This is a genomic window from Serratia sp. HRI (genome assembly GCF_010119335.3).
GTDB classification, from domain to species: domain Bacteria; phylum Pseudomonadota; class Gammaproteobacteria; order Enterobacterales; family Enterobacteriaceae; genus Serratia; species Serratia nevei.
This window is the reverse complement of record NZ_CP083690.1, coordinates 543134-565590: the sequence shown is the minus strand read 5'-3', so window position 1 is coordinate 565590 and position 22457 is coordinate 543134. Positions and strand designations below refer to the sequence as shown.

Annotated in this window: 24 protein-coding genes, 2 tRNA genes, 1 other RNA gene and 1 pseudogene; 18 read left to right on the top strand and 10 right to left on the bottom strand. The window is 57.4% G+C overall.

The features are described 5' to 3' along the window. The first annotated feature begins 191 nt into the window (after nucleotides 1–191). The gene (locus GF111_RS02800; protein ID WP_004928813.1) at nucleotides 192–548 is read left to right on the top strand and encodes a helix-turn-helix domain-containing protein; all 357 of its coding nucleotides are present in this window, start codon (nucleotides 192–194) and stop codon (nucleotides 546–548) included. Nucleotides 549–617: 69 nt separating this feature from the next. On the opposite strand, the gene GF111_RS02795 is transcribed toward GF111_RS02800, so the two are convergent. The 4 genes from GF111_RS02795 to GF111_RS02780 all read right to left on the bottom strand — a co-directional run bounded on the left by GF111_RS02795 (nucleotide 618) and on the right by GF111_RS02780 (nucleotide 2431). Further along, nucleotides 618–1313, bottom strand: coding sequence for a hypothetical protein (locus GF111_RS02795; RefSeq protein WP_147191713.1), 696 nt, complete (start codon nucleotides 1311–1313; stop codon nucleotides 618–620). A gap of 146 nt (nucleotides 1314–1459) precedes the next feature. After that, a non-coding RNA gene (locus tag GF111_RS02790) (RtT sRNA) lies at nucleotides 1460–1579 on the bottom strand. A gap of 46 nt (nucleotides 1580–1625) precedes the next feature. Beyond that, nucleotides 1626–1715: transfer RNA gene (locus tag GF111_RS02785), tRNA-Ser, on the bottom strand. A gap of 626 nt (nucleotides 1716–2341) precedes the next feature. Further along, a tRNA-Ser gene (locus tag GF111_RS02780) sits at nucleotides 2342–2431 on the bottom strand. Nucleotides 2432–2878: 447 nt separating this feature from the next. Here GF111_RS02780 and GF111_RS02775 point away from each other — a divergent pair. The 6 genes from GF111_RS02775 to GF111_RS02750 all read left to right on the top strand — a co-directional run bounded on the left by GF111_RS02775 (nucleotide 2879) and on the right by GF111_RS02750 (nucleotide 9775). After that, nucleotides 2879–4345: a peptide MFS transporter gene (locus GF111_RS02775; RefSeq protein WP_047727777.1), complete on the top strand. Its 1467-nt coding sequence runs from the start codon at nucleotides 2879–2881 to the stop codon at nucleotides 4343–4345. A 125-nt stretch (nucleotides 4346–4470) separates the two neighbouring features. After that, nucleotides 4471–5412 (top strand): glyoxylate/hydroxypyruvate reductase GhrA, encoded by a 942-nt coding sequence (gene ghrA, locus GF111_RS02770; RefSeq protein WP_147191471.1) that lies wholly within the window; start codon nucleotides 4471–4473, stop codon nucleotides 5410–5412. A 90-nt stretch (nucleotides 5413–5502) separates the two neighbouring features. Beyond that, complete coding sequence (locus tag GF111_RS02765; RefSeq protein ID WP_038875855.1) at nucleotides 5503–6240, top strand: phosphatase; 738 nt, start codon at nucleotides 5503–5505, stop codon at nucleotides 6238–6240. 42 nt (nucleotides 6241–6282) lie between these two features. Further along, on the top strand, nucleotides 6283–6861 hold the full coding sequence (locus tag GF111_RS02760; RefSeq protein ID WP_038875853.1) for a molecular chaperone: 579 nt from the start codon (nucleotides 6283–6285) through the stop codon (nucleotides 6859–6861). Nucleotides 6862–7019: 158 nt separating this feature from the next. Next, the gene (locus GF111_RS02755; RefSeq protein WP_048233870.1) at nucleotides 7020–7673 is read left to right on the top strand and encodes a tellurite resistance TerB family protein; all 654 of its coding nucleotides are present in this window, start codon (nucleotides 7020–7022) and stop codon (nucleotides 7671–7673) included. A 68-nt stretch (nucleotides 7674–7741) separates the two neighbouring features. Further along, nucleotides 7742–9775 (top strand): S9 family peptidase, encoded by a 2034-nt coding sequence (locus GF111_RS02750; protein WP_047727774.1) that lies wholly within the window; start codon nucleotides 7742–7744, stop codon nucleotides 9773–9775. Between the two features lie 35 nt (nucleotides 9776–9810). On the opposite strand, the gene exoX is transcribed toward GF111_RS02750, so the two are convergent. Both exoX and GF111_RS02740 read right to left on the bottom strand, forming a co-directional pair. Then, complete coding sequence (gene exoX, locus GF111_RS02745; RefSeq protein WP_004928833.1) at nucleotides 9811–10479, bottom strand: exodeoxyribonuclease X; 669 nt, start codon at nucleotides 10477–10479, stop codon at nucleotides 9811–9813. Nucleotides 10480–10505: 26 nt separating this feature from the next. Next, nucleotides 10506–11252 carry a carbon-nitrogen hydrolase family protein gene (locus tag GF111_RS02740; protein ID WP_147191473.1) on the bottom strand — a complete coding sequence of 249 codons (747 nt, stop codon included), beginning with the start codon at nucleotides 11250–11252 and terminating at the stop codon, nucleotides 10506–10508. A 369-nt stretch (nucleotides 11253–11621) separates the two neighbouring features. Between GF111_RS02740 and dksA the strand changes: the two genes are divergently transcribed. Continuing rightward, complete coding sequence (gene dksA, locus GF111_RS02735) at nucleotides 11622–12047, top strand: RNA polymerase-binding protein DksA (RefSeq protein WP_080491292.1); 426 nt, start codon at nucleotides 11622–11624, stop codon at nucleotides 12045–12047. A gap of 194 nt (nucleotides 12048–12241) precedes the next feature. Continuing rightward, the gene (pip, locus tag GF111_RS02730; RefSeq protein WP_038875880.1) at nucleotides 12242–13195 is read left to right on the top strand and encodes a prolyl aminopeptidase; all 954 of its coding nucleotides are present in this window, start codon (nucleotides 12242–12244) and stop codon (nucleotides 13193–13195) included. 34 nt (nucleotides 13196–13229) lie between these two features. Here the strand turns inward: pip and GF111_RS02725 are convergent, their stop codons facing one another. After that, the gene (locus tag GF111_RS02725; protein ID WP_033638067.1) at nucleotides 13230–13460 is read right to left on the bottom strand and encodes a DNA polymerase III subunit theta; all 231 of its coding nucleotides are present in this window, start codon (nucleotides 13458–13460) and stop codon (nucleotides 13230–13232) included. Between the two features lie 340 nt (nucleotides 13461–13800). On the opposite strand from GF111_RS02725, the gene ftnA reads away from it, so the two are divergent. From ftnA to GF111_RS02705, 4 genes are all read left to right on the top strand, one after another. Next, nucleotides 13801–14319, top strand: a complete 519-nt coding sequence (ftnA, locus tag GF111_RS02720; protein ID WP_038875847.1) for a non-heme ferritin — start codon at nucleotides 13801–13803, stop codon at nucleotides 14317–14319. 324 nt (nucleotides 14320–14643) lie between these two features. After that, the gene (gene yobA, locus GF111_RS02715) at nucleotides 14644–15027 is read left to right on the top strand and encodes a CopC domain-containing protein YobA (RefSeq protein ID WP_038875845.1); all 384 of its coding nucleotides are present in this window, start codon (nucleotides 14644–14646) and stop codon (nucleotides 15025–15027) included. 2 nt (nucleotides 15028–15029) lie between these two features. Then, nucleotides 15030–15911 carry a copper homeostasis membrane protein CopD gene (gene copD, locus GF111_RS02710; protein ID WP_147191661.1) on the top strand — a complete coding sequence of 294 codons (882 nt, stop codon included), beginning with the start codon at nucleotides 15030–15032 and terminating at the stop codon, nucleotides 15909–15911. A 69-nt stretch (nucleotides 15912–15980) separates the two neighbouring features. After that, entirely contained in the window at nucleotides 15981–16322 is a 342-nt protein-coding gene (locus tag GF111_RS02705) for a YebY family protein (protein WP_025302452.1), read from the top strand. A 658-nt stretch (nucleotides 16323–16980) separates the two neighbouring features. On the opposite strand, the gene GF111_RS02700 is transcribed toward GF111_RS02705, so the two are convergent. Both GF111_RS02700 and GF111_RS02695 read right to left on the bottom strand, forming a co-directional pair. Next, nucleotides 16981–17310, bottom strand: coding sequence for a DUF1493 family protein (locus GF111_RS02700; protein WP_038875697.1), 330 nt, complete (start codon nucleotides 17308–17310; stop codon nucleotides 16981–16983). Next, nucleotides 17304–17726 (bottom strand): annotated as a pseudogene (locus tag GF111_RS02695) (STM2901 family protein); the annotation flags it as partial. The pseudogene GF111_RS02695 and the gene GF111_RS02700, both read right to left, overlap by 7 nt. A 615-nt stretch (nucleotides 17727–18341) precedes the next feature. On the opposite strand from GF111_RS02695, the gene GF111_RS02690 reads away from it, so the two are divergent. Further along, nucleotides 18342–18692, top strand: a complete 351-nt coding sequence (locus GF111_RS02690) for a DUF4377 domain-containing protein (protein WP_033638116.1) — start codon at nucleotides 18342–18344, stop codon at nucleotides 18690–18692. A gap of 50 nt (nucleotides 18693–18742) precedes the next feature. Here GF111_RS02690 and GF111_RS02685 read toward each other — a convergent pair whose 3' ends face one another. After that, entirely contained in the window at nucleotides 18743–19045 is a 303-nt protein-coding gene (locus GF111_RS02685) for a hypothetical protein (RefSeq protein ID WP_047727769.1), read from the bottom strand. A 286-nt stretch (nucleotides 19046–19331) separates the two neighbouring features. On the opposite strand from GF111_RS02685, the gene fabV reads away from it, so the two are divergent. From fabV to GF111_RS02665, 4 genes are all read left to right on the top strand, one after another. After that, entirely contained in the window at nucleotides 19332–20531 is a 1200-nt protein-coding gene (gene fabV, locus GF111_RS02680; protein ID WP_055312137.1) for an enoyl-ACP reductase FabV, read from the top strand. Nucleotides 20532–20689: 158 nt separating this feature from the next. Continuing rightward, nucleotides 20690–21253 (top strand): DUF2975 domain-containing protein, encoded by a 564-nt coding sequence (locus tag GF111_RS02675; RefSeq protein ID WP_033642723.1) that lies wholly within the window; start codon nucleotides 20690–20692, stop codon nucleotides 21251–21253. Nucleotides 21254–21260: 7 nt separating this feature from the next. Continuing rightward, entirely contained in the window at nucleotides 21261–21476 is a 216-nt protein-coding gene (locus GF111_RS02670; RefSeq protein ID WP_025302459.1) for a helix-turn-helix transcriptional regulator, read from the top strand. Nucleotides 21477–22113: 637 nt separating this feature from the next. Then, nucleotides 22114–22413: a hypothetical protein gene (locus tag GF111_RS02665; RefSeq protein ID WP_038875685.1), complete on the top strand. Its 300-nt coding sequence runs from the start codon at nucleotides 22114–22116 to the stop codon at nucleotides 22411–22413. The last annotated feature ends 44 nt before the right edge of the window (nucleotides 22414–22457 follow it).

The window sequence follows — 22457 nt, the reverse complement described above, 5'->3', positions numbered from 1 at the left end:
AGCGGCGCAGCGTTAGGTTTTGAAACACATTGGTGTCACATTAATGTATCAATATCGGTTACATTAATTGGGTGGAGTATAGTGGCGGCTTTCCGGTAAATGCAATAATAAAAATTGCATTTAAAGCGAAACTGTTGCAACGTATGTGCATCGGGCAGAGGGTGACCCTGCCGAATGATGGGAGCATCAGCATGAACACTACGGGCTTTATTACCGATTTGAAGGCGTGGATCGACAACAATCTGGAAGAAAAACTGGATATCAACACCGTGGCGGACCGCGCGGGCTATTCCAAATGGCATCTGCAGCGCATGTTCAAGCGCCAGACCGGCTACGCGCTGGGGGAGTATATCCGCATGCAAAAACTGAAAGTGTCGGCGGAGCGCCTGGCCAACAGCGGCGAGCCTATCGTCAGCGTGGCGATTTCGCTCGGCTTCGACTCACAGCAGTCGTTCAACCGCAGCTTCAAACGCCAATTTGGCCAAACGCCGGGCGACTGGCGCCGCGCGTTGGCGCAGCCGGCGTCCATGGGGCGCACGCACCACTGAGCGGTTGGGCAGTGGGGATAAAAAAGCCTGAATTTGCGTTCGGGCTTTTGTGTCTTTACCCGTGGGGATTCAAAAGTTGGCGCAACTGCCTGACTTCGCCACCGTGTCGCTGTCGCGGCAGAATATGCGAATCGCCTCGTTGAGGGAGTTTGAACGAGAAGGCGTCCAGTAGTTTTCAATGACCAGGTAGCGAACGGTGTGCTGGCGGGAGTGGAAGCCAAGGACGTCAAATATGCCTTCAATAGCGGCAAGTACAGGGTTTGACGAGTCGATTTCATAACGAATATCGACGATGGCCGCCTCCGGCGCCATCCAGGTGCGATTGGAAAGCGGCGGCACGCGAAACTTGAATGAGGCGTTCGCGGATAGGCGCTGGCCATCGAGCTCTTTAAATTCTGCGGCGGGAACATAGCTCTGGTTGCCGCCCGGCAAGGTAATCTGCCCTTTTTCGTCGCGGGTGGCATACACATCCTCGGTGACTTTGTAGATCACTTGCTGGACGTCGGGGGGAATGATGCGGAAGGAGGTTACGGTACGATCCGAAGGCGTGTCATTCGTCAGTTGGAACTCATAGGCTCTTCCGACGGATTGAACGAAAGCTAATGAAACGCTGCCGGCGAAGTACTGATAGGTGGCGCCCAATATCGCCACGAGAATCCCCGAGCCTACCAAAAATGCCGATACTTTCGCCAAACGGTTATTTGATTTTGCTTTAACGGGGCCTGTCTTTGGCCGCGGGGCATTGCCTTTCTTCTTACGCGCCACGTTTCTCCCTTGCATTACGCATTGGCCTATCTTTATGAGGGCATTATGGTCGACAGCTTATGCCGCTGTCGAGGGGGCTCCCTCCCGGTCGGTGCGCTATGCATACAAAAAAGCCTGAACGCGAGTTCAGGCTTCTTCGTAGAATATGGCGGTGAGGGAGGGATTGATTCGCTGCGCTCACCCTGCGGGCCGCCGTTGGCGGTCCAAAACGCAGGCGTTTTGTCGAACCCTGTCGAGGGTTCTCACCCTCCCGGTCGGTGCGCTATGCATACAAAAAAGCCTGAACGCGAGTTCAGGCTTCTTCGTAGAATATGGCGGTGAGGGAGGGATTCGAACCCTCGATACACTTTCGCGTATACACACTTTCCAGGCGTGCTCCTTCAGCCACTCGGACACCTCACCATATTTTTTTGTTGCGAAATCATCGCTGCAACGGGGCGCTACTATAGGGAGTGGGGCCGATCCGGTCAAGAATAATTTCTGTGTTTTTGTTCGTCCGCTCAAGCCGTGCGCACTTTGCTGAAAACTGCGGCGAACGGCAGGGCACATGTCATGAATGGGTGAGAAAATCAGCGGTAAAGTTCGTGGATAACCGACGGTAATGGGGATCACTGTCGCAGAGGGGGAAAGATGCTCGCCCCTCTCGTCGGTGCACCATGCAAAAAAAGCCTGGACGCGAATCCAGGCTTTCTCTTTGAATTTGGCGGTGAGAGAGGGCTTGATTCGCTGCGCTCACCCTGCGGGCCGCCGTTGGCGGTCCAAAACGCAGGCGTTTTGTCGAACCCTGTCGAGGCTTCTCGCCCCTCTCGGCGGTGCACCATGCAAAAAAAGCCTGGACGCGAATCCAGGCTTTCTCTTTGAATTTGGCGGTGAGAGAGGGCTTGATTCGCTGCGCTCACCCTGCGGGCCGCCGTTGGCGGTCCAAAACGCAGGCGTTTTGTCGAACCCTGTCGAGGCTTCTCGCCCCTCTCGGCGGTGCACCATGCAAAAAAAAGCCTGGACGCGAATCCAGGCTTTCTTTTTGAATTTGGCGGTGAGAGAGGGGTTCGAACCCTCGATACACTTTCGCGTATACACACTTTCCAGGCGTGCTCCTTCAGCCACTCAGACACCTCACCGTTTTGTTGCCGGAAACGCTTTGCGCTGTCGACGGGCGCTAATGTAGGAGAATCTGATCTCAGCGTCAACCCTCTTATTTCATTCTCATGACTGTTTAGCCAAACTTGCAGCAATTTGCTGATTTACCGAACGATATTCCCACTCGCGGCCGCCGGCGGGCAGGGCAGGCAGCGGTTGGAATCCATGAAAGACGATTATTTGACCTTTTTCTGTACAGGCAGCTCAATATGTCGCCAATGAGATTGGGTTGTTTGCTGTTATATGCATTAATACTGGATTATTAGTCAGATGTGTCGCTAAATGGAATCATGTCGGCGCGGCGTTTTTGGCAAGGAATATCACGACGCCGCGCAGATTGCCGGGTGACAGGCCGGCGATATCGCAGACAGGGACAGACTCATTACATAATAATGCAGTAGAGGTTCGTTTTGACTCCTTCAGATGCCATGCCGGCGCCGCAAGCGCGCCATGCCATTCCCCCCGGTGCGGGGGCGCTGTTCTTCATCCAGATCTTCGCCACGCTGGGCTTCGCCGTGCTTTACTCCACGCTGGTGCTGTACGCCACCAAGCGGCTGGGCTTCAACGAAAGCAGCGCCAACGCCATGATGGGCGTATTCGGCGCCTTCAACTATGGCCTGCACATGTTCGGCGGTTACCTCGGCGGCCGATTCCTCAGCAACCGCAATCTGTTCGTGCTCGGCATGGTGCTGCAGGTGATCGGCTGCGCGCTGATTGCCGTCGCGGGCGTGTGGGGGCTGTACTGGGGGCTGGCGATGTTCCTGACCGGCAGCGGCCTCAACGTCACCTGCATCAATATGATGCTCACCCAGCGTTTCAAGCCGGACGATGATCGGCGCGAATCGGCGTTCCTGTGGAACTACGCCGGTATGAACCTCGGGTTCTTCGTCGGCTTTACCGTCGCCGGTTATTTCCAACTGACGGAAAACTACCGCGCGCTGTTCCTGTTCGCCACGCTGGGCAACGCGGCGGCGATCATCGTCGCCGTCTGCCGCTGGCGCATTCTGGCGGATCTCAATACCCCGCTGCACGACGCCAGCCGCAGCCAATACCGCTGGCGCATGCTGGTCGGGTTAGCGGTGCTGGTGGCGCTGGTGCCGATTATCCGCGTGATGCTGACCCATGCCGAATTCAGCGGCCACTTCGTGATCGTGCTCGGTGCGCTGATCTTCCTGATGCTGTGCGTGGTGACGCTGCGCCACCATCCGCGCGATGAGCGCCGCAGAATGGCGGCCTATCTGATCCTGGCGCTGGGCTCGCTGGTGTTTTGGGCGCTGTACCAGCTGGCACCGATGGGGCTGATGCTGTTCTCCGAGCACAACATCAACCTGAACGTTTACGGCATTCAGGTGGCGCCGCAGTGGATCCAGAACATCAATACGCTGGTGATCGTGGTGGGTGGCCCGCTGCTGGCCTGGTGGTTCAACCGCCTGCGCGCTCGCGGTTGCAACATCGACATTCCGCTGCAGTTCTCCGGATCGCTGTTCTGCATCGGCTTGGGCATGCTGGTGCTGCCGCTGGGCATCAGCATGGCGGGCGGCAACGGGCTGGTGGCATTCAAATGGATCGTCATCAGCTATGTACTGCAAAGCGTCGGTGAATTGATGATCTCGCCGATCGGCTACGCGATGATCGGCAAGCTGGCGCCGCCGCGCTATCAGGGCGTGATGATGGGCTGCTGGATGATGGTGACCGGCGTCGCCTCGGTGCTGGCGGGCTACGTCTCCGGCCTGATGCCGGAAAACAGCGGCAGCACGCCGCTGCAAACCAACCCCGGCTACAGCGAAATCTTCAGCGTGCTGGGCTGGGGGGCGACGGGCGTCGGCGTGGCGATGCTGATTCTCATTCCGCTGCTGCGACGCCTTATCCGGCGCGACGGCCCGTCTGCCGCCTGATTCGCTAACATGCACAACAGCCCCACTGGTCGGGGCTGTTTTTATTTGGGCTTTAACGCTTGCATCCGGCGGCGAATCGCGGAAGGCTGGAGGAAAACCAATAAAAACAAACGGGAGCCCGCAGTATGAACATCATTTATTACCACCCCTTGTTTAACGCCCAGGAATGGCTGGCCGGCATCAAACAACGCCTGCCGCAGGCCGAGATCCGCGAGTGGCAGCGCGGCGACGAGCGGCCGGCCGATTACGCGCTGGTGTGGCGCCCGCCGCACGAGATGCTGGCCAACCGCTGCGATCTGAAAGCGGTGTTCGCCCTCGGCGCCGGCGTTGACGCGATCCTCGATCAGGAGCGCAAGCACCCCGGCACGCTGCCCGCCGGCGTGCCGCTGCTGCGGCTCGAGGATACCGGCATGGCGCAGCAGATGCAGGAGTATGCGCTGAGCTATGTGCTGCGCTATTTCCGCCGTTTCGACGAGTATCAGGCGCTGCAGCAGCGGCAGGAGTGGCAGCCGCTCGATCCACACTCGCTGGATGATTTCACCATCGGCATTCTCGGCGCCGGCGTGCTGGGGCAGAGCGTGGCGCGCAAGCTGACCGAGTTTGGCTTTAGCGTGCGCTGCTGGAGCCGCAGCGCCAAACAGATCGATGGCGTGCAAAGCTTCGCCGGAGAGGCGCAGCGCGCGGCCTTCCTCGACGGCGTCAAATTGGTGATCAACCTGCTGCCCAATACGCCGGAGACCGTCGGCATCCTCAACCGCGAGCTGTTCGCGCAGTTGAGCACGGGTGCCTATCTCATCAACATCGCGCGCGGCGCGCATCTGGTGGAGGCCGATCTGCTGACGGCCTTGGATCAAGGGCAACTGGCCGCCGCCACGCTGGACGTGTTCGCCCGCGAGCCGCTGCCGCAGGATCACCCGTTCTGGCGTCATCCGCGTGTCACCATTACCCCGCATATTGCTGCCATCACGTTGCCGCAGCAGGCGATGGATCAGATCGTCGCCAACATCCGCGCGCTGGAGGCGGGGTATGCCCCGGCCGGCGTGGTCGACAGGCAGCGGGGTTACTGATCCTTCAGCCGCCGTTCGGTAACTGATAAGCTGTTATCGTCATCGCGCCTGTCCGTACCTTTGCGGGCGGGCCCTCTGGAAGGAGAAACAATGTACCCCGTTGATTTGCATATGCACACCGTCGCCAGCACCCACGCCTACAGCACGCTGCACGATTACATCGCCGAAGCCCAGCAGAAGGGCATCAAGCTGTTCGCCATCACCGATCACGGCCCGGACATGGCCGATGCGCCGCACTACTGGCACTTTATGAACATGCACGTGTGGCCGCGCCTGGTGAACGGCGTGGGCATTTTGCGCGGCATCGAAGCCAACATCAAAAACCTTCAGGGCGACATCGACTGCACCGGCCCGATGTTGACCGCCACCGACGTGATCATCGCCGGTTTCCATGAGCCGGTGTTTGCGCCGCAGGATAAAGCGTCCAATACTGAAGCGATGATCGCCGCAATGGCGCAGGGGGACGTGCATATCATCAGCCACCCCGGCAACCCGCGCTACCCGATCGACATTCCCGCCGTCGCGGCGGCGGCGGCCAAATACGAGGTGGCGCTGGAGCTGAATAACTCGTCGTTCACCCACTCCCGCAAGGGCAGCGAGGCCAACTGCCGGACGATCGCCGCCGCGGTGCGCGATGCCGGCGGCTGGCTGGCGCTGGGCTCGGATTCGCACGTCGCCTTTTCGCTGGGTAACTTTGAGCACTGCGAGCGCATTATCGAAGAGGTGGGCTTCCCGCAGGAGCGCATTCTCAACGTTAGCCCGCGCCGGTTGCTGGACTTTCTCGAGCGGCGCGGCAAGCCGGCGATTGCGGAACTGGCTGATTTGTGACATCGTCCCGGCAAAATTTTCCGTATTGTATAAGGCATTATCATGAATGAGTTTTCCATTGTCTGCCGCGTGCTGGGTACGCTGTTCTACCGTCAGCCGCAGGATCCGCTGCTGGTGCCGCTGTTCGCGCTGATCAAAGAGGGCAAGCTGCAGCAGCACTGGCCGCTGGAGCAGGATGACCTGCTGAAGCGCCTGCAGCAGGGCTGCGACGTCAACCAGCTGGCGACCGACTTCAACGCGATGTTCGTCGGCAGCGAATGCAGCGTGTCGCCGTTCCGCTCCGACTACGTCGAAGGCGCCAGCGAGGCGGAAGTGCGCACCTTCCTGCAGCAGCGCGGCATGCCGCTGGCGGAGGCGCCGGCCGACCATTTCGGCCAGCTACTGTTGGCGGCGTCCTGGCTGGAAGATCAGTCGCAGGAAGATGAAGCGCAGGCGCAGATTGCCCTGTTCGACGAGTTCCTGCTGCCATGGTGCGGCCGCTTCCTCGGCAAAGTGGAAGCGCACGCCACCACCGCTTTCTACCGCACGCTGGCACTGATGACCCGCGACGCCATCCAGGCGATGCGCGACGAGCTGGCGGAGTACGAGCAGGACGACGAAGCTGGCGACGAAGAAGCGTAACGCCGCAGCTCATCCCGGCGGGCCGCCCGGCCCGCCGAACCGCTAAACACAGGTTTGCATCCCCCAGACGTAAATTGACAAAAGTTCCCCTAATCTGGCGGTTTACCATCGGTTCGGCCGCGCCTGCGCGCCGCGCTTTTTCACGCAAGGGGTAGATGATGAAAAGTAACTGGATGCAGCAGATTCAAACGTTGATCGGTCAGAAGGCCGGCGCGATGGGCGGAGCGGAAGGCATCGGCAAGCTGCTGGCGCCCACGGCGCTGGGTGGCCTGGTCGGCGTGCTGTTGGCCAACAAATCCTCGCGCAAGCTGGTGGGCAAGTTCGGCAAGAATGCGCTGATCGTCGGCGGCAGCGCGGCGGTGGGGGCGGTGCTGTGGAACAAGTACAAGCAGCGGGTGAAGGAGACCCATCAGGGCGAACCGAGGTTCGGTTTGCAAACCACGCCGGTGGATCTGCGCGCCAAACGCCTGGTGCAGGCGCTGGTGTTCGCCGCCAAGAGCGACGGCCATATCGATGCCGACGAGCAGCGCGCCATCGATCACAGCCTGGCGCAGCTGCAGGTGGGGGAGGAGGCGCAGGGCTGGGTGCAGGAAGCGCTCGATCAGCCGCTCAACCCGGAATTGATCGCCCGCAGCGTGCAAAACGAAGACGAGGCGCTGGAGGTTTACTATCTGAGCTGCCTGGTGATTGACGTCGACCACTTTATGGAGCGCGGCTACCTCGATGCGCTGGCGCAGGCGCTGAAGATCCCGGCGGACGTCAAGCAGGGCATCGAGAGCGACGTCAACGAGAAAAAACGCGAGCTGGCATAGCGCCGCTTGGCAAGCCGGGGGGAATCGTGTCACTCTTGCCGCAATCTATGTAAGCGGATGATTTAGCAATGATGACCCCACCGAAAGCGGAAAAACGCCCTTATCCCATCACCATCCACGGCGACACGCGCGTGGATGACTATTACTGGCTGCGCGACGACGAGCGCGCAGACCGCCAGGTGCTGGACTACCTGCAGGCGGAGAACGCCTACACCGATGCGATGCTGAAACCGCAGCAGGCGCTGCGCGAAACCCTGTACGAAGAGATGGTGGCGCGCATTCCGCAGCAGGAACATTCGGTGCCTTACGTGCGCCACGGCTATCGCTATCAGACGCGCTATGAGCCGGGCAACGAATACGCGATTTCCGTGCGCCAGCCGCAGGCCGAGAGCGAGCACTGGGAAGTGCTTATCGACGGCAACCAGCGCGCCGAGAACCACGAGTTTTACACCCTGGGCGGGCTGGACGTCAGCCCCGACAACCAGCGGCTGGGGGTGGCGGAGGATTTCCTGTCGCGCCGCCAGTATGACATTCGCTTCAAGAACCTGGCCGACGGCAGCTGGGCGGACGAAGTGCTGGAGAACACCTCCGGCAGCTTCGAGTGGGCCAACGACTCCTCGACGGTGTACTACGTGCGCAAGCACGCCAAGACGCTGTTGCCGTATCAGGTCTATCGTCACGTGGTGGGCAGCGATCCGCAGCAGGACGAGCTGATTTACGAAGAGCGGGACGATACTTTCTACGTCGGGCTGGAGAAGACCACCTCCGAGCGCTTTATCCTGATCCACCTGAGCAGCACCACCACCTCGGAGATCCTGCTGCTGGACGCCGATCGTGCGGACGCCAAGCCGCAGCTGTTCGTGCCGCGCCGCAAGGATCACGAATACGCCATCGATCACTATCACCAGCATTTCTACATCCGCTCCAACAAGGACGGCAAGAACTTCGGCCTGTACCAAAGCGAACAGGCGGACGAAGCGCAGTGGCAGACGCTGATCGCCCCGCGCGCCGACGTGATGCTGGAGGGCTTCAGCCTGTTCCGCGACTGGCTGGTGGTGGAGGAGCGCAGCGCCGGCCTGACGCTGCTGCGCCAGATCCACTGGCAGACTGGCGAAGAGAAGCGCATCGCCTTCGACGATCCGACTTACACCACCTGGCTGGCGTATAACCCGGATCCGGAGACCGCGCTGCTGCGCTACGGCTATTCGTCGATGACCACCCCGACCACGCTGTACGAGCTGAACATGGACAGCGGCGAGCGGACGATGCTCAAGCAGCAGGAAGTGAAGAACTTCACGCCGGAAAACTACCGCAGCGAGCGAGTGTGGGTGAAGGCGCGCGACGGCGTCGAGGTGCCGGTTTCGCTGGTGTATCGCCAGGACAGCTTCCAGCGCGGCGCCAACCCGCTGATGGTGTACGGCTACGGCTCCTACGGCAGCAGCATGGATCCGGCGTTCAGCGCCAGCCGCCTGAGCCTGCTCGATCGCGGTTTTGTGTTCGTGCTGGCGCACATTCGCGGCGGCGGCGAGCTGGGGCAGCTGTGGTATGAAGACGGCAAGCTGTTCAACAAGCAGAATACCTTCAACGATTTTATCGACGTGACCGAAACGCTGGTCGCCCAAGGGTACGGCGACGGCAAGCGGGTGTTCGCCATGGGCGGCAGCGCCGGCGGCCTGCTGATGGGGGCGGTGATCAACCAGGCGCCGCAGCTGTTCCACGGCGTGGTGGCGCAGGTGCCGTTCGTCGACGTGGTGACCACCATGTTGGACGAGTCGATCCCGCTGACCACCGGCGAATACGACGAGTGGGGCAACCCGAACGAGCAGGCCTATTACGACTACATCAAGCAGTACAGCCCGTACGATCAGGTGAAGGCGCAGGCATACCCGCATCTGCTGGTGACCACTGGCCTGCACGATTCGCAGGTGCAGTATTGGGAGCCGGCCAAGTGGGTGGCCAAGCTGCGCGAGCTGAAAACCGACGATCGGCAGCTGCTGCTGTATACCGACATGGATGCAGGCCACGGCGGCAAGTCCGGGCGCTTCAAGGCCTATGAGGATATTGCGCTGGAGTACGCCTTCATTCTGGCGCTGGCGGAGTAACGACGAACGGCGGGCGGCCAGCGCCGCCCGCCTTGTTAGCCAATCAGATAGTATTTCAGCGTGTGCTTCATGTCCGGGCTCAGATCGTCGATGGATTTCAGCATCCAGCGCAGATAGCCGGGGTCTTCCTGGGCGATGCGATCGATCTCCTGCCCGCGATACTTGCCGAATTTGAACTTCTTCAGCAGCACCGGTTGTTCGGTGATCTGCACCATTTGCTCCGGCGTCCAGCCCGAATCCTTGATGATGCGTTGCAGCAGCGCGGCGGTGACGTAGCAGTCATACAGCGCGCGGTGCGGGTACAGCGTGGCGTCTGCCGGTAGCTGCACGTCCAGGTTCAGCGCGTAGCGCAGATATTGGTTGCCGTACTTGATGTCCGGATACAGCGTGCGCGCCAGCTTGAGGGTGCAGATCCAGGCGCCGTTCATCTCCGGCAGCACGCCGCGATCGAAAGCGGCGTTGTGCGCCACGTAGTAGGGGCTGCCCTGATAGCGGCCGATCGCCACCGCGATGCGCGGTTTGCCTTCCACCATTTGCTCGGTGATGTGATGAATCGCCATCGCGTCGAGGCTGATGGGGCGATCCGGGCTGACCAGATCGCTCATCGGGTTGGTTAACTGACCGTCGAGCAGATCGAGGGAGGCCACTTCTACCACGCCGCCGTCCAGCCCGCAGGTCTCGGTATCTATTACGCGTAACGTCATGTTTTCCTCCGCGTTGCCGTCAGCCCTCAGCTTAACCGGCACCGGCGGCCGTGCCAACCGTCGGAAGTCTTGTCGGCGATGATCAGACTTGAGGCGTCATCCGGCGCGGCAACCAGGAGCGCTCCCGTGTTATCCCAGATGGCGCTGCGGCCTGCCGGGATCCAGCCACCGGTCGGTGCCGCATGGTTGGCCATCAGCGTGACCATACCGTAACGCCGGGCATAGTCTGCCAGCGCTGCGCTGTCTTTCGCGTAACCGGCTTCAGATACCAGCACGCCGGCGGCATAAATGTGCGCACCCGCCCGTGCGGCGGCGCTCGCGTGGTCGGGCTCCGAAGTATCGGCACAGATAGCCAGCGCGATGTTGTGGTGATGGAGTTCCAGCAACGAGCCGCCATCGCCGGGCGCGAAGTATTGCTGTTCCGCGCCGTGCAGATGCTGTTTGGTATAGGTAGTCAATGCGCCGTTGGGGTGAAAGATCAAGGCGGCGATATGCAATGCCGGGCCACTGCGCAAAGGCGCGCCGACGATGATTGTCATCTGCCGTGATTGCGCCGCTGCACTGAGCGGCAGCAGGCGAGGATCGTCCAGCGTCAGCGCCAGTTCGGCAGCATTGGCCAACTCATAGCCGCTCAGCGACAGCTCGGGAAAAACCAGCAGCTGCACCTGCTGAGCTGCTGCCTGCGCAACAAATTCAAGGTGACGTTCAAGGTTGCAGGCGATATTGGCCGCTGCAGCGGGGTATTGGGCGGCGGCAAGGGTGAGGCAGGACATCGGCCATCTCTCCAGTGAGGCAATAAAAAACCCGCCTTGGCGGGTTTAATGACGGATGGAAGGACGCTTACTCACCAGACGGATGCGCTTTTTTGGCGCGTTTCTCCGCACGTTTCTCAGCTGGGGTTTTCAACGGCTTCTTCTTCGCATTCTTTTTGCTATCCATTCCCTTACTCATGATGGCCTCTCGTTACCTATGATTGGGTGGCTTGCTCAGCCATTAACCGCCTAAAGCCAAGAGGATGCAAGCGGCAAAGTGCAGCTTTAGGTTAACCGGCTGTTTGTGCATGAAATTTTGTTTTTGGATGACCGGGTGCTAAAAATAAATATTATGTTATAATGTTACACTTTTGGTGTTGGGAGAGCGCAATGACAGTCATGACGTTACCGGATGCGCAGCAACTGCTGGCCATGCCGGATTCTGATTATATGAACTCGGTTCAACGGGCGTTTTTCCGCCAGCTGCTGAAGGATGAGCGGCAAAAGCTGCTGCTGCACATCGATGAGCTGAAAAAGGATATCGACGGCGGCGAAGCGACGGGCGATGAAGCCGACAAGGCGGCGCGCGAAGAGGATCTGCGCCTGCTGTTCCGCCAGTTGGATCGCGAAAGCCGCCTGCTGCCGAAAATCGATGCGGCGCTGGCGCGATTGCAGAACGGCGAGTACGGCTACTGCCGGGAAACCGGCGAACCTATCGGGCTGGCGCGCCTGCTGCTGCGCCCGACGGCGGAGCTGAGCATCGAGGCGAAAACCGCACAGGAGATGCGTGAGCCGCATATGCGCAAAGGTGGCTAATTGAGTCCCGCCGGGGGGCGAATGTGCCCCTCAACCGATCGGACCTGTGGGCATTTTGCAGGCAGGTCGTTGTGATTTTGAGCAAACGCGCGCCGAGTTCTCGGCGCGCGTTCGAGTTTTCGGGTTTTACCGTTGACCTGCCGGGCGGCTTCCGCTTTGATGAAAGCATGACTCACAGAGAGACGGAAAGCGCCATGGAACAATTACGAGGTTTGTACCCGCCGTTAGCAGCATACGACAGCGGTTGGCTGGACACTGGGGATGGCCACCGGATCTACTGGGAGCTGAGCGGCAACCCGAACGGCAAACCGGCGGTCTTCATTCACGGCGGGCCGGGCGGCGGCATCTCCCCGCATCATCGTCAGCTGTTCGATCCGGAACGTTACAAGGTGCTGCTGTTCGATCAGCGCGGCTGTGGCCGCTCCCGTCCGCACGCCAGCCTGGACAACAACACCACCTGGCATTTGGTGGCCGATATCGAGCGGCTGCGCGACATGGCCGGCGTCGATCAATGGCTGGTGTTCGGCGGTTCCTGGGGATCGACGCTGGCGCTCGCCTATGCGCAGACTCACCCTGAGCGCGTCAGTGAAATGGTGCTGCGCGGCATCTTCACCCTGCGCAAGCAGGAGCTGCATTGGTATTACCAGGACGGCGCTTCACGCTTCTTCCCGGACAAATGGGCGCGCGTGCTGTCCATTCTGTCGGATGACGAGCGTAAAGACGTGATCGCCGCCTACCGGCAGCGGCTGACCTCGGCCGATCCGCAGGTGCAGCTCGAAGCGGCCAAGCTGTGGAGCGTGTGGGAAGGGGAAACGGTCACGCTGTTGCCGAGCCGCGAATCCGCTTCGTTCGGCGAGGACGATTTCGCCCTGGCGTTCGCCCGCATTGAAAACCACTATTTCACCCATCTGGGCTTCCTGGAGAGCGATGACCAGCTGCTGCGCAACGTGCCGCTGATCCGCCATATCCCGGCGGTGATCGTCCACGGCCGCTATGATATGGCCTGCCAGGTGCAGAACGCCTGGGATCTGGCCAAGGCCTGGCCGGAAGCGGAACTGCATATCGTGGAAGGAGCGGGGCATTCGTTCGATGAACCGGGCATCTTGCACCAGCTGATGATCGCCACCGACCGGTTCGCCGGCAAGTGACGTAAAAAAACCCGCCGTAACGGCGGGTTTTTTGTTATTTGACCTTCGGCTCGTACGGCAGGCGCGAAAACCTGTGGGATTCCGCGCGGTAGTGCGCCACGCGCTCGCGAAAATAGTCGCGCAGCGCTTCCGGCTGCTCACGCTCCACCACTTCCGGGATCACCGGCATGTTGTAGCGCTCTTTGTACGCCACGCCTGAGGCGGCGAGATCCACGTTCACCCGGTCCATCTCTTCTTTAGACAGCTCGGCCAGATTGTAACCCACGCTATGCTCCTTACTTTACCGCTTTGAACCTGCGCAGAAGGTAATCCACCCGGCGGCGCTTGGCAAGCCCGTTGCGCCGCTACCGTGGGCGATATTTGTCCGGGAGTAATGCAATCTATTTATTCTTTTAAATAAGAATGATTCGCTTTTTGATTGGAATAAAAGATGAAAATAATTATCATGTTAATTCTTAATGTAATTAAATTATTTTAATTTGTTGATATGTATGGTTTTTATAATTAATGTGATTTGAGTGTAAATAAGGTGTTTTTATTTTTGCGGCAGCAGGGCATAATGCGCGAAAATTAAATTCATGACCTGCAAAATAAAAGGAATCATTATGCTGACGCAAGAAATGACTCAAAAGCTGAATGAGCAACTGAATCTGGAGTTCTACTCCGCCAACCTGTACCTGCAGATGAGCGCATGGTGCAGCGATAAAGGCTTTGAAGGCGCCGCCGCATTTCTTAAAGAGCACTCTCAGGAAGAGATGCAGCATATGCAACGTCTGTTCGACTACCTGAGCGACACCGGCTCTCTGCCGCTGCTGGGCAGCATCGCCGCACCGCCGGTGACGTTCGAATCGCTGGCGGACGTGTTCCAGCAGACCTACGAACACGAACAGCTGATCACCCGTCAGATCAACGAACTGGCGCACGCCGCCATGACCGCACATGATTACTCCACCTTCAACTTCCTGCAGTGGTACGTGGCGGAGCAGCACGAAGAAGAGAAACTGTTCAAATCCGTGCTGGATAAGCTGGCGCTGGTGGGCACCAGCGGCAAAGGCCTGTTCTTCATCGACAAAGATCTGAAGAAAATGGGCGCGATGGGCCAGGGCGGCAACGGCCAGGCTTAATCCGCATCAGAACACCGAAAACCGCGCGCGGGCGAGCCTGACGCGCGGTTTTTTTTACCCTGCGTTTATCGCGGTTATGCGGCGATACGTGCTGCCGGATCGCAAAATGCCAGTGATGCGCTCGACTTGCCGCAGCGTGGTCGTTATGATTTACCGCGATACGCTACAGGGATGGTAGAGTCAAAACAGCGGGTTAGCCGATACAACCCGTTTTTCTGTTTACCCGTGGCGCAATCATTTGCGGTGGGTTGGGGCCGCTGATACATCGCCTTGGCTGTGGCCTTAACCCTTATGACCCTCTTTATACTGTTAAGGGATACCACTGTGATCGGTAAAATTCGTTCCTCCTGTCGCCTGCTTTCCACCGTTTTTGTCCTGTTCGTCGGCCTGTCTTCGCAGCAAGCGCTGGCGCACGCCCACCTGAAAGTGCAAACGCCGAAGGCCGACGCCAGCGTCAGCCCGGCGCCGAAAGCGCTGACCCTCAGCTTCTCCGAAGGCATCGAGCCGAACTTCAGCGGCGTGAAAATCACCGGCCCGGACAACGCCGTGGTGAAAACCGGCAAGCTGCAGCTCGATCCGAACAACAACACCCAGGTCAATGTGCCGATCGAAGGCGAGCTGAGCGCGGGCAAATACAACGTCAGCTGGCATGTGGTGTCGGTCGACGGGCATAAAACCAAAGGCCAGTACAGCTTCACCGTAAACTGATCGTGAGTCTGGCGACCCTGTTCGTTCTGTGTCGCTTGGTGCACTTTGCGGCGGTGATGCTGATGTTCGGCATCAGCCTGTTCACCGCCTTACTGTCACCGCAGCGCCTCTCCCCGATCCTCTCCCGCGATGTGCGCCCGCTGCTGCTTGCCGGCACCTTGATTGCCGGGCTTTCCGCCGTGGCGCTGCTGGCCATTCAGGCCGGGCAAATGGGCGACGGTTGGGAAGACGCCTGGCGGCTGGAGGTCTGGTGGGCGGTGCTCGGCACCACCTTCGGCGAAGTGTGGCGCTGGCATCTGGGCCTGTCGCTGCTGGCGATCCTGAGCCTGCTGCTGCCGGAAAGGCCGCGCGCGCAGGCGTTGGCGCTGTGTTCGGCGCTGCTGCTGGTCAGCCTGGCGTTCATCGGCCACGCGGCGATGCACGAAGGCACGCTGGGCGCGCTGCACCGCGCCAACCATGCGGTGCACCTGCTGGCCGCCGGCTACTGGTTCGGCTGCCTGGCGCCGCTGCTGGTTTGCCTGCGTTACCTGCAGCCGCCGCAGTGGCGCAGCGACGCCATCACCACGCTGATCCGTTTCTCGTGCTGGGGGCACCTGGCGGTGGCGGCGGTGATCGTCACCGGCATCGTCAACAGCCTGATCATTCTCGGCGGTTGGCCGCTCAACCTCGGCTCGCCTTATCAGCGCCTGCTGCTGATCAAAACCGCGCTGGTGGCGCTGATGGTAATGGTGGCGCTGGCCAATCGCTATGCCATCGTGCCGGCAATGAGCCGCGTGCCGGCGCTGGCGCAGCGCGGCGTGGTGCTGGCCTGCTGGCTCGAAGTGGGGCTGGGGATGGCGGTGCTGCTGCTGGTCAGTTTATTTGCAACCTATGCGCCGGTTTGACATTTCGGCTTGCCGCAACCGGGCAAGCTGCGGGAAAATCGACGTGAATAGCAACCTTAAGGCCAACACATGAAATCGGTATTACTCGGCATTACGCTGCTGGCAACCGCGACCGGCGCGCTGGCGGCAGACAAACTGGTGAACATCACCAAACTGGAATACGGCAAACAGTGGGCGTTCACCAAGGAAGAAGTGACGCTGCAGTGCCGCAGCGGCGGCGCGCTGTTCGTGCTCAACAACAGCACTCTGATGCAATACCCGCTCAACGACGCAGCGGAGCAGCAGGTGAAGAAGGGCCATCAGCGCGCGCAACCGCTGGAGGTGCTCCTGCTGGACGACCCTGCCGAACCGGGGAAAAAAATGAGCCTGGCGCCGTTCATTGAACGCGCCGAGAAGCTGTGCGCTGACTAACCGCTTGTTTGCCAACGCCTTGCCCAGCGCGCGCGGATTGATGCGCCTTTGCCGCATAGTTATTTCGTCACGAAACTATCACGCGGCCGCCGGGCGGCTGGCAAAACTGGCGCGGTAGGCTACTCTTAAAGAGCACGGCTGAACAAGCCCTGCATTAAATGCCAACTTTTAGCGCACGGCTCTCTCCCAAGAGCCATTTCCCTAGACCGAATATAGGAATCGTATTCGGTCTTTTTTTGTGTAATTGATTTATAAGTATTTTTTTCTGAAAAATCGAAATCACTCGAAATTTACTCGAATTTTGATATTCGGTCTTTTGCAGCATGACGTCCGCCTTCTCCCCTCGTGTTGAGATATTTCAACGTCATCGTTTCTGATGAATGCCCCAGCAGTTTTTGCGCAAAGTCTTTCCCTCTTGCCTTGGGCATATTGACCAATACTTTCAGAACGCGACCAGCAACACCACGTTAGCCCTAAACTACCCAGAGGCTGTAGCTGGCGCGCTAAGGTGTTTCGAGCCAGGGGGGATGTTGATACGTGCCACCAAGTGTATATGCCGTACAACTCGATGGTTGAACACAGGCGCTATGCATTCGGCGATCCGCTGGTGTTCTCTGCATGGAAGGCTTATTGATGAAGATGGCCGGCGTATGCCAGCCTAATACAACCATCGGCCCGCTTTTGCCGATTCAGCAAACATTCTGACGGTTAGAGGTTTTCTGGTCTTATTTACATCTGCTTTTTTATATTTAAACCAGCGCTCACGGAGGGACAAATTTTCCCATGGGTAATAGATAGACATATCGATGATAGAGACGTCAACGCCGAACTTTTTATCGTAGTCATTAATTGCATATGGCAGTTCATCACCTTCGGCGTAGTCTTGGAGTGGGGTATCCAATTCTAGGTGTTCGACTTTTCCTGCCCAAGATACTGGCGTGGAGAGTTCATCTCGGAAAAACGCCAAAACTTCCTCGTCAGTTACCATAATTTATCATTACCCCTTGCAATGCTGTTGTACCTGGTCACAGAACGAAATGCTATTTCTGTTATATCTTTGGCAATAATTATCCAACCAACGACGGGCACTGCGCGTCCGACAAATGTTCCCATCTTTCGCGTAAGGATGATCCGCATAGTGGATGGGGGATACCCACCTACTACAGATGGTAATTTCACATTGCCAGGGAACGTTTTTTTTCCGAATACCTTGCGAGCGCCTCGAGATGCATATGATGTATCTTTGATGTTCCCTCTAAATTTGCCACGTGTTTTTGAAACGTTTAAACCTGACACAACAGCAACAATAGCCCCCAAATCCTCGATACCTAACTGGTGCGCCGTCTCTTCACAGAAGACCATGAAGAGCATTTCACTGGCGCTTAGATTAGTACGGCCTGCATAAAGGTCGCCAGCCTTACGCTGCTATTCATGAATCATAGCCGTCACTCGTCGGTCTGATAACATCAATAACCTCGTAGCTTTTTGATGAGGGTGTCGCCGAGCCAGCAAATGATACAAAATATTGCTATTGTCGATAAAATGGCAACGACGCGCTGAGTTATCGTGTCGAAGCTAAAGAAAAAATAGATACACAATAGAAACCCAATTCCCCCGATTAACTGATAGAAAAATTCAAAGAAAAAAGAGAGTATGCGTATATGGATGCTGTCTTTTCTCATTTCATTTATCTCTGTGTTGTTCACTTCAATCCCTCGAAATTCTTATGGTTGTAACATAACGGACGTGGGGAGATGTTTCAATGCTTGGCCAATGTGGCCACCAGAGCGAAAATCGAACTTTTGGATCTGGCGCTGGTTTTTAATTCGCATCACCGGTTTTCTCATTGATGCCGATGATAAAAATGACAGCGTACCGTCATGAACTCTTTCCAGTAATGCATGAGTTTGGAGAATAAACGCGAACGAATAATGTCACTCCTGCGATACGAAGCAAGGTTCAATTCACCCGGCCAATTTGTTAGGATCGCGCAACCTAGATGACTATTGGTGCAGTACATTGAAAATTAAAGCGTTGTTATTTGTTGCGTTGGCCGCGCTGGCCGGCTGCAGCCAGGAGGGAACCTCGATGAATCAGCCCGCAAACGAGAAAGGCGGCCAAACGGAAGTGTTGCTGGTGAACAGCGCGCTGGTGGACTGCGTGGGCGTCGCCCCGATGAAGTGCATGCAGGTGCGCCGCTCCGCGCAGCAGCCGTGGGAGTTGTTCTATACCGGTATCGAGGGCTTCACTTTTGAACCCGGCTATCAGTATCGGCTGAAAGTGCGCGTCACTCCGGTGGAGAACGTACCGGCTGATGCCTCATCGCTGCGTTACACGCTGATTGAGCAGCTGGAAAAGAACAAGGCGTAATGGCTCTACCTTGTCACCACCAAATGGCGTTTCATTTGGTGGTGACGACTTCAGGAAAGTTTGTCTTTTTTCTTTCTTCTGGAGGATTCGAAAGTGGCGAAGGTATGTGCAAGAGCAAACCCCAACGCACAGTAGCGTAGAGGCCAATTTTCTTTGGTCCATGTTTCAGAGTCAGCAATAAACATCGCGTTGCCGCTGGCAAAAAGGGTAAATTGCCAGCAAAGGATTAAAAAGCATATCGTAACCAGAACAACATACCCCTTGGAACCCTGAGGCGGTCTGAAGCCGTATTTCACGGCCAGGCAGGCTGCGGCAGCGAGAGTAGAAAGAATATAATATAAAGTCGGTTCCATTACTGTTCCTGGTGATTTTATCTTCCCTGGATTTCGACCAAAAAACAGCCATACCATAACGCAACGCCAGAAGCATGATCAACTTTTGCTGATTTGAAGAGGGAAGGCTTGAACGCGCTGAGGGTGCGAAGCGCGGCGCGTGAAGGTATCACGATGCGGAGTTGGGCAACCCTGATCCCTCGACTAAACTGGTCTGTTCACTGCGCTTGTTTTCGCACTTTCTTAAGTATATCGAGAAAATCAGGTATATTGTCCTTCGGTTTTTAGCTACCAAGAAAAAATTACTATGATTATCAAACCTAAAATTCGTGGTTTTATCTGCACCACCGCTCACCCGGCAGGCTGTGAAGCCAACGTCCGTGAGCAAATCGCCTACGTTAAGTCGCGCGGCGAACTGAAAAACGGGCCTAAAAAGGTGCTGGTCATTGGTGCATCCACCGGTTACGGTCTGGCCTCGCGCATCAATGCCGCTTTCGGCAGCGGTGCGGCCACCATCGGCGTATTTTTCGAGAAGCCTGGCAGCGAAGGCAAAACCGGTTCCGCCGGTTGGTACAACTCCGCCGGTTTCGACAAGGCAGCTAAAGAAGAAGGCCTGTACGCGAAAAGCATCAACGGCGACGCATTTTCCAATGAGTGCCGTCAGACCGTTATCGATCTGATCAAGAAAGACCTGGGTCAGGTTGACCTGGTGGTTTACTCGCTGGCTTCGCCGGTGCGTAAGATGCCGGAAACCGGCGAAGTGGTGCGTTCCGCACTGAAGCCGATCGGCGAGCCGTACAAATCCGTCGCGCTGGACACCAACAAAGACGTGCTGGTTGAGGCCGTGGTCGAGCCGGCCAACGAGCAAGAAATCGCCGACACCGTGAAGGTGATGGGCGGCCAGGACTGGCAGCTGTGGATGGACGCGCTGGACGAAGCGGGCGTGTTGGCGGATAACGCGCAGTCTGTCGCTTACTCCTACATCGGTACCGATCTGACCTGGCCAATCTATTGGCACGGTACGCTGGGCAAGGCGAAAGAAGATCTGGATCGCGCGGCGCACGCCATCAACCAGAAGCTGCAGGCCAAAGGGGGCGCGGCTTACGTTGCGGTGCTCAAGTCGGTGGTGACGCAGGCTTCTTCCGCCATTCCGGTGATGCCGCTGTATATCTCCATCGTGTTCAAGATCATGAAGGAGCAGGGCATTCACGAAGGCTGCATCGAGCAGATCCAGCGTCTGTTCGCCACCAAGCTGTACAGCGGTGCGGCGCCGGATACCGACGAGAAACACCGTCTGCGCCTGGATGACTGGGAACTGCGCGACGAAGTGCAGGAAACCTGCCGTGAAATCTGGCAGCAGCTGAACGACAGCAACATCAACGAACTGACGGATTACCAGGGCTACAAGGCGGAATTCCTGCGCTTGTTCGGCTTCGGTCTGCAGGGCGTTGATTACGATGCCGATCTGAGCGGCGAAGCCAACTTCGACGTGATCGAACTGGTCTAAGCGCGTCGAGCGGTCAAACAAAGGTCGGGTTAGCCCGGCCTTTTTTATTGTTCGCGCGTTGGCGACCATCGCCTGACTCATCAGTCCACTTGATCATTTACAGCAATAAATTATCGTTTTACGATAATTTATTGCTGTTGATTAAGGGATAGAAAATTATGGGCGCTGCGCCAAGGATCCATCTGCCGCTGTATGTGCGTTGTCTGTGTTTGCTCATTATGGCGATGCTGATCGTCAGCACCGGCGTTGAGATGTTCATCATCGTGCGGGACTGGCTGCAGGGCGTAGCCTATCGCGATATCGTCGCCTCTTACCGGGAATATTACCCGGAGCTGCTCGCCTACGCGATCCCGCAGCAACGCTGGGCGCTGTTCGCCACGCTGGTTATCGACATGCTCGGTTATTTGCCCTATTACAGCGCGCTGCTGTGCGGCGCCGGGCTGTTTTATCAATTCTTCCGCGGCAACGTGTGGCATCGCAACAATATGGTGCTGTTGCAGATCATTGGCATCTTGCTGATCGTCGATGTGTTGTTCCCGTCGTTAGCCGGTCTGCTGCAGGTAATGGTATTGACCGCCGATGAAAAAATGCTGTTTATCCTTTATTATGGCGTCAATAGCGAGTCGGTGCGCTCGCTGATCGTAGGCTGCGCAATCCTGGTATTTAGCCGGGTATTTCTGGAAGCGTTGCGGCTGAATGAAGAACAGCTTTCTTTCGTGTGAGAATAGAGTGGCAATAATCGTAAGTCTTGATGTCATGTTGGCCAAAAGGAAGATGCGTTCAAAGGAGCTGGCGGAGCAGGTGGGGATCACCGAGCAAAACCTGTCTCTGTTGAAAAACGGCAAGGTCAAGGGAGTCAGGCTGGAAACGCTGGACAAGATCTGCCGCATTCTCGACTGCCAGCCCGGCGATCTGCTGGCCTGGCAGCCGGACGGCGAAGAGTAAGATCCCAGCGCACTCGGAAGTGCGCTGAGCCTGCTGGCCCATTTCTGCGATTAGCGTTGTCTTATTGAACGATATTTGTTTGATTCAGGTTAATTAAAATAACGGGTGATTAACACTTGCGTATTCTTGTTGTCGCAGGCGATTGCATGCGGCGAAAGTTATTAAACTAAATAAACTCGTTTTTCATTTACCGTCACTACCAATAGCGTTATTTTAAGGGAAATAGTATGACATGGCGTAATTCTCTTCTGGCATTGTGTCTTGTATTAAACGGATGCAGTGCCATTCACCCCACTGTTTCATCCTCATCCTCCTCCACTCACTGGGGGAATTGGGGGACACCGCAGCCCGCAACGCGAGAACAGAAACAGCGCATTATCGCCGGCGAATCCGCCGCTGCCGTGCTGAATGAAGGCCGGGTCGGTATCGGCGGTACGCTGGACTGGTCGAAAATAGGGGGGCGCTAACCGCCGATCTTTATTCGGCGGGGCGGCAGACGTTATCTCAAAGATATTGTGGAACGGTTTATTATTAATTCGCTACTCTGTTTTTCCGATGCGTTATTTATCTTTAAACGATGAATCTCTGCTTGTTGAATATATATCAACATACCCAGACATCCTTACAGGAGTTTTCAATGGCAAAGCGTATTGTCGCCATATTGATAATGTCGTTGTTGAGTCTGCAAGCAAATGCGGCCCGTTACGATCGGCAATGCGAGGGAATTTCTCCCGTGCTGTTTCAGAAGAAATTGAAAGAGCTGGCGCATGGCCTGCGACAAGAGATGGCTGAGCCGACCCCGCCCACGGAGAATGAGGCCGAAACCTTGGCGCGTCTGGCGGAATGCGATGCCGAAAACGCGAAAGCGCCGGCGACGGGAGGGCAACATGCGCCCGATCCCGCGGAGCCTCAGGTGTCTTCACTCAACGGCTGTTGAACGGTTCTCTGCGTCGTTTTTCGCGGCGCGCCCCAGTCGGCTTA